The sequence below is a fragment of the Ignavibacteria bacterium genome, from assembly GCA_025612375.1.
GTDB lineage: Bacteria > Bacteroidota > Ignavibacteria > Ignavibacteriales > SURF-24 > JAAXKN01.
On the sequence record JAAXKN010000039.1, the window covers coordinates 24,728 to 39,037 of the forward strand.

At 44.3% G+C, this 14,310-nt stretch carries 13 protein-coding genes; 3 read left to right on the forward strand and 10 right to left on the reverse strand.

Translation table 11 applies throughout. The features are described from left to right. Positions 1-13: 13 nt before the first annotated feature. The 8 genes from HF312_17740 to HF312_17775 form a co-directional block, all read right to left on the reverse strand. Positions 14-1,384 carry a pyridoxal-phosphate dependent enzyme gene (locus HF312_17740; GenBank protein ID MCU7522062.1) on the reverse strand — a complete coding sequence of 457 codons (1,371 nt, stop codon included), beginning with the start codon at positions 1,382-1,384 and terminating at the stop codon, positions 14-16. Between the two features lie 403 nt (positions 1,385-1,787). Continuing rightward, positions 1,788-2,687 carry a methionyl-tRNA formyltransferase gene (locus tag HF312_17745; GenBank protein MCU7522063.1) on the reverse strand — a complete coding sequence of 300 codons (900 nt, stop codon included), beginning with the start codon at positions 2,685-2,687 and terminating at the stop codon, positions 1,788-1,790. 8 nt (positions 2,688-2,695) lie between these two features. Then, positions 2,696-3,244, reverse strand: a complete 549-nt coding sequence (def, locus tag HF312_17750; GenBank protein MCU7522064.1) for a peptide deformylase — start codon at positions 3,242-3,244, stop codon at positions 2,696-2,698. Positions 3,245-3,252: 8 nt separating this feature from the next. Then, positions 3,253-4,155 carry a hypothetical protein gene (locus tag HF312_17755; protein MCU7522065.1) on the reverse strand — a complete coding sequence of 301 codons (903 nt, stop codon included), beginning with the start codon at positions 4,153-4,155 and terminating at the stop codon, positions 3,253-3,255. Further along, positions 4,152-6,140 carry a M1 family metallopeptidase gene (locus HF312_17760; GenBank protein MCU7522066.1) on the reverse strand — a complete coding sequence of 663 codons (1,989 nt, stop codon included), beginning with the start codon at positions 6,138-6,140 and terminating at the stop codon, positions 4,152-4,154. Before HF312_17760 ends, HF312_17755 begins: the two co-directional genes overlap by 4 nt. Positions 6,141-6,342: 202 nt before the next feature. After that, on the reverse strand, positions 6,343-6,741 hold the full coding sequence (locus tag HF312_17765; GenBank protein ID MCU7522067.1) for an Hsp20/alpha crystallin family protein: 399 nt from the start codon (positions 6,739-6,741) through the stop codon (positions 6,343-6,345). Between the two features lie 155 nt (positions 6,742-6,896). Next, positions 6,897-8,837 (reverse strand): molecular chaperone DnaK, encoded by a 1,941-nt coding sequence (gene dnaK, locus HF312_17770; GenBank protein MCU7522068.1) that lies wholly within the window; start codon positions 8,835-8,837, stop codon positions 6,897-6,899. An 84-nt stretch (positions 8,838-8,921) separates the two neighbouring features. After that, positions 8,922-9,356, reverse strand: a complete 435-nt coding sequence (locus HF312_17775; protein ID MCU7522069.1) for an Hsp20/alpha crystallin family protein — start codon at positions 9,354-9,356, stop codon at positions 8,922-8,924. A 270-nt stretch (positions 9,357-9,626) separates the two neighbouring features. Here HF312_17775 and HF312_17780 point away from each other — a divergent pair, with 270 nt between their 5' ends. From HF312_17780 to HF312_17790, 3 genes are read left to right on the forward strand one after another with little or no spacing between them, the layout of a single operon-like run. Next, positions 9,627-10,400 carry a biotin--[acetyl-CoA-carboxylase] ligase gene (locus HF312_17780; GenBank protein ID MCU7522070.1) on the forward strand — a complete coding sequence of 258 codons (774 nt, stop codon included), beginning with the start codon at positions 9,627-9,629 and terminating at the stop codon, positions 10,398-10,400. Between the two features lies 1 nt (position 10,401). Continuing rightward, the gene (locus HF312_17785; protein MCU7522071.1) at positions 10,402-11,172 is read left to right on the forward strand and encodes a type III pantothenate kinase; all 771 of its coding nucleotides are present in this window, start codon (positions 10,402-10,404) and stop codon (positions 11,170-11,172) included. Then, entirely contained in the window at positions 11,165-12,334 is a 1,170-nt protein-coding gene (locus HF312_17790; protein MCU7522072.1) for a cysteine desulfurase, read from the forward strand. The genes HF312_17785 and HF312_17790 overlap by 8 nt, the downstream gene beginning before the upstream one ends. Before the next feature lie 71 nt (positions 12,335-12,405). Here the strand turns inward: HF312_17790 and rfbB are convergent, their stop codons facing one another. Together rfbB and HF312_17800 are read right to left on the reverse strand one after the other, a co-directional pair. Continuing rightward, complete coding sequence (rfbB, locus tag HF312_17795) at positions 12,406-13,419, reverse strand: dTDP-glucose 4,6-dehydratase (protein MCU7522073.1); 1,014 nt, start codon at positions 13,417-13,419, stop codon at positions 12,406-12,408. Between the two features lie 9 nt (positions 13,420-13,428). Next, positions 13,429-14,160 (reverse strand): hypothetical protein, encoded by a 732-nt coding sequence (locus HF312_17800; GenBank protein ID MCU7522074.1) that lies wholly within the window; start codon positions 14,158-14,160, stop codon positions 13,429-13,431. Positions 14,161-14,310: the final 150 nt, after the last annotated feature.

The window sequence follows — 14,310 nt, forward strand, 5'->3', positions numbered from 1 at the left end:
TAAGTATTAAAAATTACTGATAGAAATCTGAATATTCAATCAGGTCGTATCTTGTTACAAGATCCACCAGGCGCCCATATTCTGCAACCAGGACGGCAGTTGTACGCGTAAGATGCTTTTTTACCTCTGAAAGATCGGCATTCGCGTCCAGGACAGGAAAAGTTTCAACCATTAGCTTTGAGACCTCCTCTTCCATGAGTGCCGGGTTTTCCAGAACGGCCGCCATAAACTTCGGCTCGCGGAGGCTTCCTACTGCCTGCCCCTCATCCATTACAGGAAGCTGAGAGATCCCCTTCTCATTCATGAGCTTGATTGCAGATTTTATTTTATCGTGTGCTTCAATGGAGATAAGCTTTTTGATATTTCCCGATCTTTTGGCTTTTGATATATCACCAAGCGTTCTGGCCGCATTAAGGAGGAGCCTTTTTTCCCTGAGCCACTCTTCATTGTGGAACTTTGACAGGTATCGTTCTCCCGTATCGCTTACAACAAAAACCAATACGTCATTTTCATTTAATTCCTGTGCTATTAAAAGTGCAGCGTGAAGGTTAGTACCCGTGCTGCCGCCGCAGAAAATTCCCTCTTCACGCGTAAGCTTACGGGCAGCGGCAAATGACTGCTTATCGGTTACGGTCATTATCTGGTCGATATACTGAAAATGCACGTTCTCGGGGATGCAGTCCTGCCCGATACCTTCAACGAGGTAAGGTGTACCTTCAGTAATAACGCCGTAATCCTTGTACTCCTTAAATATTGAGCCCACGGGGTCGGCAGCAATTACTTTAATATTGGGATTCTTTTCCTTAAGGAATCTTCCCGTCCCGCTTATTGTGCCCCCTGTACCGATATTGGTTACAAAGTGAGTGATCTTCCCGTCCGTCTGGCGCCAGAGTTCAGGACCCGTAGTCTGATAGTGTATGGCAGGGTTTGCCGGGTTTGAGTACTGGTACATGAAAATTGAGTTTGAGGTCTCGCGTGCAATTCTTTTGGCAACGTTTACGTAGTACTCGGGGCTCTCGGGCTTAACCGCATTTGAGACCACTATCACCTCGGAGCCCAGGGCCTTGAGGTAGTTTATCTTTTCAACGCTCACCTTGTCTGTGCAGACAAAGACCGATTTATAGCCTTTAACCGCGGCAGCAAGCGCCAGGCCTATACCCGTGTTACCGCTTGTAGCTTCAATGATGGTTCCCCCCGGCATAAGTGCGCCTCTTTTTTCAGCATCCTCAACCATTGCCACCCCGATGCGGTCCTTGACGCTTCCGCCCGGATTAAATGATTCAAGCTTGGCAAAGATCTGAGGCTTAAGTCCCCTGTTCACCCTCTGGAGCTTAACTAATGGGGTATTCCCAATGAGTTCCAGAATATTATTTTTATAATCCATTTCTTGCCCTCTTTTTCTCTCATGTTATTATATGATTGCAGCAGGTATTCCGCATTAAATGACATATTTTTTATTATAACGAGAAAAATGCAGAAAGGAAAGAAGGGGCAATTGTTCAAGGTTCAAAGTTAATAAGGCTGTTTTCTGTTGTCACAGTCATTGGTCTCAAGTTAAGGCCAATGAAAGAGGAAAGCATTTTAATTTATGCACTTGATAAGCACCGAAAGGTGCGCTTTGTTTGTAGCCCGGGGTGACAAACCCCGTAAGGGGTGCAGGAACCCCGGGTACCGAATCCCAACCACACCCCAAGCCGCGTCAGCCGCGACATGTTTAGGAAATGTGTGACCGTATTGGCTAAAGGCCCCAGGAAGCATATCCAGTCATCTTTTGAAAAGGAAATATATCAGAATTTGTATCCCCTCAAGAATTCTTCAATTCCCATGCGGCGGCGGCCTTCGATCTGGACTTCCAGGAGGTTTAAGGCGTCTATGCCGCAGCCGACTGTAGCTTCGGTCTTTGTCTGGTATATTTCCCCCGGAGTGAGCTTCCTCTCGCAGTTGAGGGATGACTTGTAGATTTTAATTACTTTCCCGTTATGCGTAAAAAACGCCCCGGGATATGGCGAAAGCCCTCGTATCAGGTTATGGATTTCGTAAGCAGGTTTAGTCCAGTCAATAGTGGCCGTTTCTTTTGTAATTTTGGGCGCCGGGGTTGCAGTTGAATTGTCCTGCGATTCAACCTTTACATCCCCTTTTTCAATTAGGTCCACAGTCCTGAGAACCAGGTCTGCCCCAACGGGACTCATCTTGTCGTGCAGGCTCCCGAAGTCATCAGTGTCCAGAATGTCCACCTTTTCTCTTAAGATAACATTTCCTGTATCAACCTTCTCCTGCAGGAAGAAAGTTGTAAGCCCCGTTTCCTTCTCTCCGTTTATTACTGCCCACTGTATGGGTGCTGCCCCGCGGTACTTAGGCAGTAAAGAGCCGTGCAGGTTAAATGCTCCTTTTTTGGGAATTGTATAAACCTCTTTGGGAAGGATCCTGAAAGCCACAACAACGTACAGGTCGGCCTCAAGCTCTTTCAGGCGGCTTATGAAACTTTCATCTTTAAGCGAAACAGGCTGAAGCACTTCAATGTTATTCTGAAGTGCAAATTCCTTAACCGGGGTAAATGTTACTTTCTGTCCGCGCCCTCTTTCCTTGTCCGGAGTAGTTACAACTGCCACAACACTGTGGCGGCTTTCAATGAGCGCCTTTAGTGAGGGTATCGCAAAGTCCGGGGTGCCCATAAATATAATTTTCATTACGAGTTTCAGTCCTTGTCAGCTATTGGGTAATCAACGTCAATTTTGCGGGTTTTAATTCTGTTGAGCTCTTTTTTAACCTTCTTTTTCTCCTCTTCAGAAATTTTGTCTGTAAAGAAGACTCCCTGCAGGTGGTCGAATTCATGCTGAATAACGCGTGCAAATAGCTCATTGGCCTCAAGTGTAAGCTCATTCATGTCCGTATCCTGGTATGCCACCTTTATTTCCTTGGGGCGTATTACCCCGGCTCTTAAGTTCGGCACGCTCAGGCACCCTTCCTCCATCTGGATCTTATCATCGGAGGTAAGAATGATCTTTGGATTTATCATTACTATAGGTTTTATCTTCTCGTAGCCCTCGACCGGGGAAACGTCTATTACAAAAATAGACTTGTTAAGGCCGACCTGGTTTGCCGCAAGGCCAATGCCGTTGGCGTTGCGCATGGTTGCAAACATAGCCTTAATTTCCTTTATCGTCTGTATATCAACATCACTAACCGGCTTGGTTTTCTCCCTTAATATCTTGTCGCCGTAAATTGTTATTGGTAAAATCGACATTACTTCTCCTAAATGACTTCTTCAACCTGCGCAGGTATGACCTGAGCATTGATATCTTTGTATAAAATGACTTCTGTTGCTGTAAACAGCATTTTTATTGATAATCTAAATATAATTAAGAATTGTTGAAGAATAAAGGTAAGAAGTAAGTAAAGGTAGTGGCTCCTGGGAAGCAGGTCGTTCAGGAAATTGTAGACAATTGCACCCAAAGCACCCATCAGTGCAGTAAGAAAGAAGACCATGAACACACGGCTGAAGTTCTCTTTCAGGAACATTAAAAGAGGGTAGATCTCAGGGAAAATTCTGCTGCTGTCCTTTGTACCAAGTGCAACCTTAAGATAATCGCCAACAACAGTCACCATTCCAAGAAGGAAAATTAGGAATATATAGCGCGAAGCCCTCAGTATGAATTCAAATATTATCTTTTCCTGGTTTGAAAACAGGTACGTTAGAAGCTTTCCCGTCAGGTCATTGAACTCAAATGCCAGCGCATAAAATATCAGTGAGAGAAGAAGCACCTTTGTAAAGCGGTACCAGTACTTTACGCCCCCGAAGAAGAAATCGACGTAGTGGTTCTTCTTTGAATTGTTATAAACAGAAATGAGCCCGCCTAAGAAAAAGGTCTGGATCAGGACGTAGATACCTGCAACCCCGTATATCATGTAAGGGATCTCACCGATATTTGTCTTATAGAGGTTCCTGAACTGCAGGTACCATATATAGTCAAAGCCGGAGCTGAGGCTGTCGCTTAAGGATGAATTTATAAGGTTGTCGCTAAGCAGATAGTAAAGCGGAAGCGACAGTACGACGGCAAAGGCAAGGTTAGTGCCCCAGTAGAGCCAGATAAATTTATGATTATGCCCAAGCAGTCTCAGGGCCGGGCGGAATATGTCTTTTAATTTTAAGGTCATGAGATGCTGCTTATTATTAACAATAGGTTCTGAATCCAGAAAAGCCAGCGCACGGTAAGATTTGTGCTTCCCCCGTACTGGTTGTGCAGGAGGTAAGAATTGTTCGCATAATTAAGATCCAGAATGTTTTTTCTATAGGGATCTATCTCTGCGCCTGTTACTCTGTACTGTGTTCTGAAAGTGATCTTCTTCCATCTTTCCTCCCCGTTCCACTTCCGGATGATTGTATCCCTGTCCGTATACAAAGCCACGTCCTCTTTGAATACGGCGTCCCCAAGCCTTTCGGCCATAACTTCATACTCATCTTTCCTTCCCGTACTCTTTACATATTTTATCCTGTAGTCAAACGTTGCCGAAGATGTGTAGAGGTTATTAAAGAACCAGGTCATATCTTCAGGCGAGAGCTTCATAACGGTACCAATAAAATCTTTTCCCGTGGGGTGGGTAAACCTGTATGAGCTGAAAAAATCCTTCAGTATTGAAAGCACCTTATCGCGCCCTAAATATCTTTCCAGCGATATGAGCATAAGCTCGGGTTTATAGTAGCCTGAGACCACATAGCTTTGAACCTCGGGCAGCTTATACGAGGTATCTGCAATTGCTGAAGAAGAAGGGCTCATGTAGTATCCTGCAAGGGCCTGCATGCCTTCGGGCACAGGATAATCCCCCAGAGTATAAACCAGCGGAAGCTCACTGTAAGAAAGAAAATCCAGGCCGAAAACCGGGTAATATCCGAAAAGCTTAAAGTTAATGAGAGCTTTTCTGTAATAGCGTTCAATTATTTTATTTGTCAGATAGGAGGCCAGCCCCTCATCCAGCCAGGCTTCATAAACCTCATTGTTTGCAGCCATGCCGTAAAAATACTGATGCGTAAATTCATGGATGGTTACGTATTCAGGCGACAGGGTTTCAACCGGTGAGAAAAGGTCGCTTCTTACCGTAATAAGCGCCGGGTATTCCATCCCCCGTGAGCGGCTTGTCTTTGGAAGATCCACTACTGTAATTGTCTGATACGGATATTGCCCTATAAACTTTTCAAAAAATGTGAGCGAGTTTTTAACCGCCTGTACGTAGCGCTCCAAATATTTTTCGTTTTCCGGCTGGACGAAAGTTTTAATTGTGATCCTGCTGTTGTCGCTCCTTATATATTCCGAGTTTTTGGATATTATGTTATCCGAGGCCATCCATGCAAAGTCGTGTATGCCCGACTGCCTGAAGAAGTATGAAACCTTGCCGCCGGGAGCGTTTTTCCTTTCCGCCAATACCCCGCTTGAGGCAACGGTATACTTTTCCGGGACCGTAACGCTAACCTCATAATTTCCAAAGTCGGAGAAGAAATTGGTAAATGGGTGATACTCGCTGCAGATCCATTTGCCATCCGTAAAGACTCCTGCCTTTATGAACCACTGGGAGACGAAGTAAAAGTCGCGCCCTGCGGCATAGCCGAAGCGCTGTATCGACCTGGGTACAGGCACGCGGTAAGTAAATTTAAGCTTTACTGAATCGCCCGGGTTAACACTTTTTCCCGGCACCACTTTTGCCACCGTGCTGTCAAAAGGATTGTCTGATTCAGTGTGGACGTAGTGGAGTTCAACTGGGCTGTCATCAAGGCTGGCGCTTTTAAGGAATATGCCTGAACAGCAGTCACTGGAAAATTCAGCCTCCCTTCCCTTAAAGTACTCTGTCCTGCTGTTTCTAAAAGCGTTCGGGTAAAGGTGGAGCATTATTTCAGCCGCCGGATAGCTGGTTTTATTTATCCACGTAAGCTCCTCGTAGACCTCCAGTGTTTTTGCTTCGGGCTTAAGTTCAGTCCTGATCCTGTAGCTGGCAACAGAAGGATAAGGCGTATTTTTCAGGATCCCGTTATGGTAACTCTTTTCCTTTAAGTCCGGCTTCACCTCTGAGGTAAGTGTGGCGCCTGGTTTATTCAGGTACGTAAGGCCTGCAAATGCAATTACAACGAGAATAAGAAGTATGTTCTTCATTGCCTGATGAATAAAATAATTTTACCGGATTTAATTTAAAGTGTCATATATTAAAATAAGCGAAGTAAAAATAAGCACGTTTGCGTTAAAACAAAATGACGCACAGTAATTAATTTCAGCGGGCGTTAATCTCTTATATTCTTCTGATGATGGGTAAAAATAAAAAACCCGCCAATGGGGGCGGGTTTCAAGAAAGGAGATATTACTTTATCTCTATGTTTTTGGGTTTCAATCTTTCATGCTTCGGCATGTGAATTATAAGCTGGCCGTTTTCCAGTCGGGCATCTATTTTCGAGTCGTCTACGCCGTCTGAAATGTGGAACTTGCGGTAGAAGTTGCCTATCTGAGTTTCATTTAAGATATATCTTTTGCTGATCCTTTCGCCAAAATCGATCCTGCCCATAATTACCAGGTCGCCGTCTTCAAGTTTTATTCTGACATTTTCCTTTGAAACTCCCGGCATGTCGGCAATTAAAGTATATGCTTCATCGGTTTCATATATGTCTACTAACGGGCCAACCCAGCTTTCTTTTTCAAGGGCTTCATCCCAGTTTGTTTTCTGGGCTTCCTGTACCTGAACGAGATCCTTATTGTTTTCCATTTTGCTCCTCCTTTGTAAAAATTTTATTTTTATAAAATTCATAGTTATAACACTTCCGTAAACATAATTTCAAACTTTTTTTGTAAAGGGAACCGGAAAGTTATTTGGAATAAGCAGGGCAGGCTTTCTAAGACTCTGCCCTGCTTAACGAATGATTACTGTTTCTTTTTCTTTTCTTCTTCATCAACTACTTCGTAGGAAGCATCCTGCACGTCTTTTTCCTTGCCGGCTTCCTGCTGCTGGGCTCCGCCCTGAGCGCCCTGCTCTGGCTGTCCCTGAGGTCCGCCCTGAGCACCGGACTGCTGATAGAGCTGGGAAGCAACTTCGTTCCAGACCTTGTTGAGTGAATCTGTAGCAGCTTTAATCGTATCGGAATTATTGCTTGCAACAGCGTCTTCCACTTTCTTGATTTCACTTTCAAGCCTGTTCCTGGAATCAGCCGGTATCTTATCTTTCATTTCATCAAGCTGTTTCTTTGTCTGGAAGACAAGGTTGTCAGCCTGGTTCTTGATCTCGATACCTTCTTTTCTCTTCTTGTCTTCAGCTGCATGAGACTTTGCATCATTTTTCATCTTCTCTATTTCGTCTTTATTCAAACCGCCTGAAGATGTGATTCTGATGCTCTGCTCTTTTCCTGTTCCACGGTCCTTGGCACTTACGTGCAGAATACCGTTGGCATCAAGGTCAAATGTCACTTCGATCTGAGGAATGCCTCTTGGTGCAGGCGGAATTCCATCCAAATGGAAGCGGCCTAAACTTCTGTTGTCACTGGCCATTGAACGTTCACCCTGCAGCACGTGAATTTCAACTGAGGGCTGGCTGTCGCTTGCCGTTGAGAATATCTCGCTTTTCTTTGTAGGTATTGTTGTATTGGCCGGAATTAAAGTCGTCATAACTCCGCCAAGAGTTTCTATACCGAGCGACAAAGGAGTAACATCCAGCAAGAGGACGTCTTTTACGTCGCCGGTAAGTACGCCGCCCTGTATAGAAGCGCCTATTGCCACTACTTCATCAGGGTTAACACCTCTGTGAGGCTCTTTGTTGAACAATCTCTTTACCAGTTCCTGAACCTTCGGAACCCTGGTTGAACCGCCGACAAGTATAACCTCGTCGATTTGTGACTGAGTTACACCGGCATCACGCATAGCCTTTTCGCATGGTCCTGCTGTTCTTTCAATCAGGTCGTCAATTAACTGTTCGAATTTAGCGCGTGAAATCGTGATATTTAAGTGCTTCGGGCCTTCCTGTGTAGCTGTAATAAAAGGCAGATTTACGTCTGTCTGCAGTGAGTTGGACAGTTCGATTTTTGCCTTTTCAGCTGCTTCCTTGAGCCTCTGAAGGGCCATCGGATCATTCCTAAGATCGATGCCTTCCTGTTTCTTGAACTCATCGGCCAGAAAATCTATTACCCTCTGGTCAAAGTCATCGCCGCCAAGGTGGCCGTCGCCATTGGTGGATTTAACTTCAAAAACTCCCTCTCCAAGCTGAAGTATTGAAACGTCGAATGTACCGCCGCCAAGGTCATAAACAGCTACAAGCTCGTCTTTACCTTTTTTATCAAGGCCGTAAGCCAGGGCTGCTGCAGTAGGTTCGTTAATAATTCTTCTAACCTTAAGACCTGCAATTTCACCGGCATCTTTTGTGGCCTGGCGCTGTGAATCGTTAAAGTAAGCAGGAACTGTAATAACTGCTTCAGTTACTTCCTGGCCAAGATAGTCTTCCGCGGTCTTCTTCATCTTCTGAAGAATCATAGCGCTGATTTCAGGTGGTGAATACACCCTGTCGCCTATCTTGACGCGTGCCGAGTTACCGTCGCCGGCAACAACCTGATAAGGCACTTTAGTCATCTCTGAAGTAACCTCATCCATTCTTCTTCCCATAAATCTCTTTATAGAGAAAACGGTATTCTTCGGGTTTGTAACAGCCTGGCGCTTTGCAGACTGGCCTACAAGTCTTTCTCCGTTTTTAGTAAAAGCTACGATAGAAGGAGTTGTCCTACCGCCTTCGGAATTGGGAATAACCACCGGGTCGTTACCTTCCATAACCGCTACGCACGAGTTAGTAGTACCCAAGTCAATTCCTATTATTTTTCCCATTATTATTTCCCCTTTCTTTGTTAATAACTGCGGCAGAAAACAGTTTAGATTTATATTTCTGCCGCTCCTCTCATCCCGATATTCTTATGATAATTTAATTTCTTTTTCATTGACAGGTTTCGGATTGATCTTTTCCATCTTGATCAACAGAGTACCGTCTTCAAATTTTGCGTCAACTTTCTCAGAATCCACTTCAACAGGAAGTGTAAAGCTTCTTGTAAAAGTGCCGTAAGTTCTCTCATTTCTGTAGAAGTTTTTATCCTTCTGCTCCTCAACCCTCTTCTTCTCGCCTTTGAGTGTCAGAATGTTGTCGTGGAGCGTAATCTTTAAGTCCTCTTTCCTGATTCCAGGAAGTTCAGCCTCAACATAAAGGTGCTTGTCATCTTCAGAAATATCAATCCTTGGGCTGAAAGCGCCCGAGAGATCCATCCCGAATGCCGGGAAATCTTCAAAGTATCTCTGAATCCTGTTGCTGAAATTCTCCAGCTCTTTCATGGGTTCAAATTTTATGATTGCCATAATCTTATCCTCCTTTATTGTTTCTGTATTAATATTATCTCAAGTGCCGTGCCAAACTTGAAAACCGCGAAAAATGGCGTTTTTTGAGGGCCTCTTATTTCAAAACTCCCAGGATGAATGACATTTTGTCAGGAGGCATGTCATTTTGTCGTAAAGCAGGACATTTTGACAGATTTTAAAGAAATATGGCTGATCGCGGGCGGGCAGAAGAATTGAATTTTTATTTTTCCCTTTCTATTGCTAAATTTGTGTAAATAAACGAGGTATAATTTGTTCAATTTTGAAGATTTTGAAATAAAACTGGATACAGATGTAATTGGAAGAAACTTTATCTACTGCGAGGAGGTTGAATCTACAAACGCTCTTTTGCTCGAAGATGAAGGCGACATGAATGCAGACGGAACCGTTCTTCTGGCTGAAAAGCAGAATAACGGCCGCGGAAGAAAAGACAGGAAATGGTACAGCGCAAAGGACCAGAACCTGACTTTTTCAATCCTCCTTAAAAGAAGAATAAGCGAAAAGAAGGTAAACCTGATCAACTTTGCAGCAGCCCTTGCAGTTTCATATACTCTTGAGAACCTGTTCCAGATCAGGGTAAACCTCAAGTGGCCCAACGACGTTTTAGTCGGGCGCTCCAAGATTGCCGGCATACTCATGGAATCCACAATCCGCGGCAGCAAGATCAATAAGCTTGTTGTTGGAATAGGCTTTAACGTTAACCAGGCAATGTTTCAGGGAAGTTTCATTATCCCTCCCACTTCTATACACAAAGAGCTTAACCAGGAAGTTGAGCGCGAAAGGGTGCTTAGCGACGTATTAAACAACTTTGAAAACCTCCTGGACAGGATTGATGAAAATCCCGAAGGCGTACTTAACGACTGGAAAGAACGCTGCAGAATGCTCGGGGAAAAAATTATGATTCAGGATGAAAACATGTCGAAAAGCGGAATTTTTGAGGACGTTGATGAACAGGGATTCCTTATGTTAAGAACGGACAGGGATACCGTCGAAAAGATCCATTTCGGGGATGTGAGCCTCAGATAACATGATTCTTGCATGTGATATAGGTAATTCCAGGATAAAATTTGCTCTTTATGACAAATATGGCCTTCGGGAGCTTAAAATAAGCTCCCGCGGCTTACTGCCCCTGGATTGGTTAAGAAAATGTGAAATTGAACATGCCGCCATTTCTTCTGTTGTACCTTCGGTTACAGATGAACTGTCTGAATATTTTTCAAAAGAGTTTAAGCTTGAGCCTTTCGTTATTACACACGAATCTGCCTTTGACCTGCAGATTGACTATGAGACCCCGCACTCACTCGGAATAGACAGGATCTGCTCGGCCGAAGGCGCTTTTGCTCTTTTTAAGGCATCGCCTGAATCAAAAAGCTACAACGATAAAACCTTCATTATAACAATTGACCTGGGAACTGCAACAACCCTGAACGTTGTAAAGTATAACGGGGTCTTTTCCGGCGGCATCATAATGCCCGGCATAATGACCATGGCTAACTCGCTTAAGGTAAATACCGCACAGCTGCCGGAGATCTCAATAGAGCTGGATTATAAGGGCTTTATCGGTAAAAACACGCGATCATCAATTGCAAGCGGAATTCTAAACTCCACTCTGAGCTTAATTGAAACTTCAGTATGCCGCCTTAAAAATGAGGCAGGGGCAGAAACAGTAAAGCTCTACACCACAGGAGGCAATGCCCCCCTCATTGAAAAGCACCTTAAGTATGAACATGTTATGGTTGAAGACCTCGTACTTCGCGGTGTGAAATCAGTTTTTGAAAGGAATATAATTCTTGGTTAAGAAAGTTTATTTTGACAACGCAGCCACTACTCCCATCGACCCCAGAGTGCTGGACAGGATGCTCCCCTACTTAAGCGAGCACTTCGGGAACCCGTCATCTATTCATGAAGAAGGAAGAAAAGTTAGAGTTGCAATTGAGGAGGCAAGGGAAAATGTTGCAGGCTTTATCAACGCCGAGGCTTCCGAAATCTATTTTGTAAGCGGCGGAACCGAGGCAAACAACTTCCCTCTGTTCGGTATTTCCAAAACAGAGCTTGGCGAAACGGGAAAGAAGCACATTGTTTCTACAAAAGCCGAGCATCATTGCGTGCTGGAATCTCTGGAAGAACTGTCCCGCCAGGGCTTTGATACCAGCCTTGTTAATGTTAAAGCCGACAGCTCCGTTATTACTGAAGAAGTAAAAGAATTATTAAGTTCAGGCAGAACTTCACTTCTTTCAGTTATACATGTAAATAATGAAACCGGTACATTTAACGATATTAAGACTCTTTCCGCTCTGGCTCACAGCAGTAATGCCTACTTCCACAGCGACACCGTGCAGTCTTTTGGTAAAGTGCCAATTGACGTCAAAGCCCTGGGAGTGGATTCCATATCGTTTTCATCCCACAAGATTAACGGCCCCAAAGGCTCCGGGGCGGTTTACGTAAAAAGCGGCACTCCCCTGTCCCCTTTAATTTTCGGCGGCTCACAGGAGCGCAACAGGCGCGGCGGGACTGAGAATCCGGCATCCATAATAGGTTTCGCAGAAGCTGTTAAAATTGCCTCGCAAAATATGCAGAAAAACTTTGATCACGTAAGCCTCTTGAGGAGTCTTTTTACTGAAGGGGTCCATTCAATTGATCCGGAGGGGATTGAGGTTAACGGGGGGAATAATGTACTGCCCCACGTCCTTAGCATTACGTTCAGAAGCGAATATTATAATTCGGATGCCGAGGCTATGCTGATATACCTTGATATCAACGGCGTTGCAGCTTCAAACGGGGCTGCCTGTACTTCAGGTACGCTCAAGCCCTCACACGTAATATTAAGTATGGGTAAGAAAATGGAAGACGCACGCGGCACGCTCCGCTTTTCTTTCGGCTCACAGAATACGGCAGAAGAGGTGGAATACGTACTTGAAATATTAAATAAAATGGCACTAAAATTCAGAAAGAATAGCTAGTATATAAAAATGGCCGGATCTTATTTTAACCATAAAACCCGGCCCACAACTTAAAACTTAAAACTGATCATTTATCTGTTGGAATAAAGACTTTCGTAATACTTCTGGTACTCACCGGAAATGATCCTCTTCCACCACTGTTCGTTTTCTTTATACCATTCAATTGTTTTGCAGATAGCCTCGTCAAACATGAACGACGGCTTCCAGCCAAGCTCTGTCCTGATCTTTGTGGAATCTATCGCATAACGCCTGTCGTGACCCGGGCGATCCTTGACGTACTCAATGAGTTCATCCCCTTTTCCAAGGTTTTTCAGGATCAGCCTTACGATCTCGATATTTGTCATCTCCTGGCTTGCCCCGATGTTGTAGACTTCACCCACCCTGCCTTTCTCAAAAACGAGGTCAATTGCCTTATTATGGTCGATAACATAGATCCAGTCCCTTACGTTCAGACCGTCGCCATAGACCGGAAGTTTCCTGTTATTCATGCAGTTTAAGATCATAAGAGGGATAAGCTTTTCAGGAAACTGATAAGGCCCGTAGTTATTTGAACACCTGGTTATTACAACAGGCAGCCCGTATGTATGATAAAACGCCAGAGCCATCATGTCGGCTGAAGCCTTGCTGGAGGAATATGGGCTGTTTGGTGAAAGAGGTGTTTTTTCTGTAAAAAGCCCTTCCTTACCCAGGCTGCCGTAGACTTCATCGGTTGAAACCTGGAGGAATTTTTCCACCTGGTGCCTTCTTGCAGCTTCCAGGAGAACGTTTGGACCAATAACGTTTGTCCTGAAGAAGACTTCAGAACCCAGTATGCTCCTGTCCACGTGGCTTTCGGCGGCAAAGTTAATGACATATTTTATGGAATACTGCTGGAAGACGTAATCTACCAGTTCAGCATTTGTAATATCACCTTTAACAAAGCGGTAATTTGTTTTGCTTTCAGATTCCTTCAGGTTCTCAAGATTTCCTGCATAAGTAAGCTTGTCCAGATTGATTATATTATAATCATCTCTTTCACCTAGGATATGATTAATGAAATTGCTGCCGATAAATCCGGCGCCGCCTGTTACCAAAATATTTTTCATAAGTCTTTCTTAATAGTTAAAAAATCCTACAAATATTCCCGCCTGAATAAAAAGCGAATTGCTATTCAGGTCACCGGGCACGTTAGTTAATTCCTGTCCGTTATCTACCTGCCAGTTATTCCCGAGGGCCAGGTTGTAGCCTGCCCCGAGCCTGAAGGCAAAGAAGCGGTAGAACGGGATATCCACATTTAATGTGGGAGACATGAGAAAGTATTTGTTGGAGATTGTCCTGTGCTTTGCCTGGGACTGCATGGAAGACGCATCATTCCACGCATTATCCCAGCTTTCCGATCCCCTGTTTTCATAGAGGTCCACCGAACTTCCTCCCCATCCCAGAATAACTCCTGCCGAGACGGCAACACTCTTAACAAATGGCAGAGTATATTCAATTGTAAAGCCTCCCATGCCGAGCGAAAACTCGGCCTCTCGCCTTGAGCCGTTAACAACAGCTGAATTTTTCACAGAGCCGCCCATTCCCATGCCGCCTATCCTTATGTTTTTAATAACTGCAATGGAAATAAAGCCTGTTCCGCCCTGGGCAAAGAACCCTGAGGAGGGGAACTTCCCCACTCCGAAGGCTTCCACCTTCTGGTTAATTACTGTCATGTCCGGCTTAAACCAGCCCGGAGTATAACCGCCGCCTGCGGCAAATTTTGCGTCCCAGGCGCTCTCATCCTGCGCAAAACCCCTCATTGAGGTTAACAATAGAACTATTACTATGGGAAATATGTGCTTAATCATTTTAATAGCCCGGAAAATGTTGTAAAATTAAGAAAGTATAGAATAAAACAAAATAACAAAAATTCCAGATTGTTAAAATTGTCATTATCCCCCTTGCAGGACCTGTGCAAAGTCATTGAAAAAGGTATTGAAAAAGTTTAAGATAGAAGG